General features: G+C 40.5%; 1 pseudogene. It reads left to right on the top strand.

What is annotated here, in order from left to right:
• Positions 1-281: 281 nt before the first annotated feature.
• Positions 282-773, top strand: a pseudogene (locus PSI06_RS21015) (helix-turn-helix domain-containing protein); the annotation flags it as partial.
• Positions 774-899: the final 126 nt, after the last annotated feature.

The raw sequence follows: 899 nt of genomic DNA, 5'->3' as shown, positions 1-899 counted from the left end.
AGTTGCAAGGTCGCAAGCGTTGTAAGAATAGGCATAAATCATAGCCAGTTTAACAACTGGCTGATATGCTATTTACGACAAAGTCGCTCGGTAATTAGACCGACACAATCCCTTGGTAATCACACTAGTACACCTAATGCTGTTAACACCAAGCGACTTTGTCGTATCTTAATTACCAAGCGATTCTGTCGTAATCGCTAATTACCAAGGGAATTTGTCGGTCACTTTTTTACGTGTCTGTTAGTGTTTTGTTTTTGGAATACTAATAAGGCATGTTGAGGATGATTGTGATGGATTCAAAAGCTCAACTCACTGTTGATATTATTGCTAAAGTAGCAGAAAACAGAATAACAATTGGCAATGCAGCAAAGTTACTTAACAAGTCACGACGTACAATTGAACGCTACGTCAAACAATATCAGCAAGTCGGTATTCAATTTGCTATTCATGGTAATCGTGGCAAAGCCCCGCCAAATAAAACACCAGTATCAATTAAAAAAGCCGTGCAAACTCTGATTAAAGAAAAGTATTTCGACTTGAATCTGCTTCACTTAGCTGAGCAGTTAGCAATCAATGAAAACATCGTAGTTAAGCGCGAGACCCTACGAAGTTGGGCGCATGATATCCACCATGCTAAACGCGCTAAACGAAGACGTAGTAATGTTCGCAAACGCAGAGAACGCATGGAAGCTCCGGGGTTAATGATGCAAATGGATGGTAGCCCTCATCGTTGGTTTGGTGATAAAAAGCACTGTTTAGTTATCATGATTGACGTAAGCGTCCGGCCAACCACACCTAGCAACACCATTTTTTGTATTTGAAAATACCTTCAACTTTTTATTGGAGGTCATTATGAATTCACCCATCCCTAAACGTTGGCTAGAAATCCTAGCGCTTCG

Origin of the sequence: Pseudoalteromonas sp. GABNS16E, from assembly GCF_028598715.1 — a bacterium.
GTDB classification, from domain to species: domain Bacteria; phylum Pseudomonadota; class Gammaproteobacteria; order Enterobacterales; family Alteromonadaceae; genus Pseudoalteromonas; species Pseudoalteromonas atlantica.
Note: the sequence above shows the minus strand (reverse complement) of the source record. Positions and strands in the feature narration are given on the sequence as shown.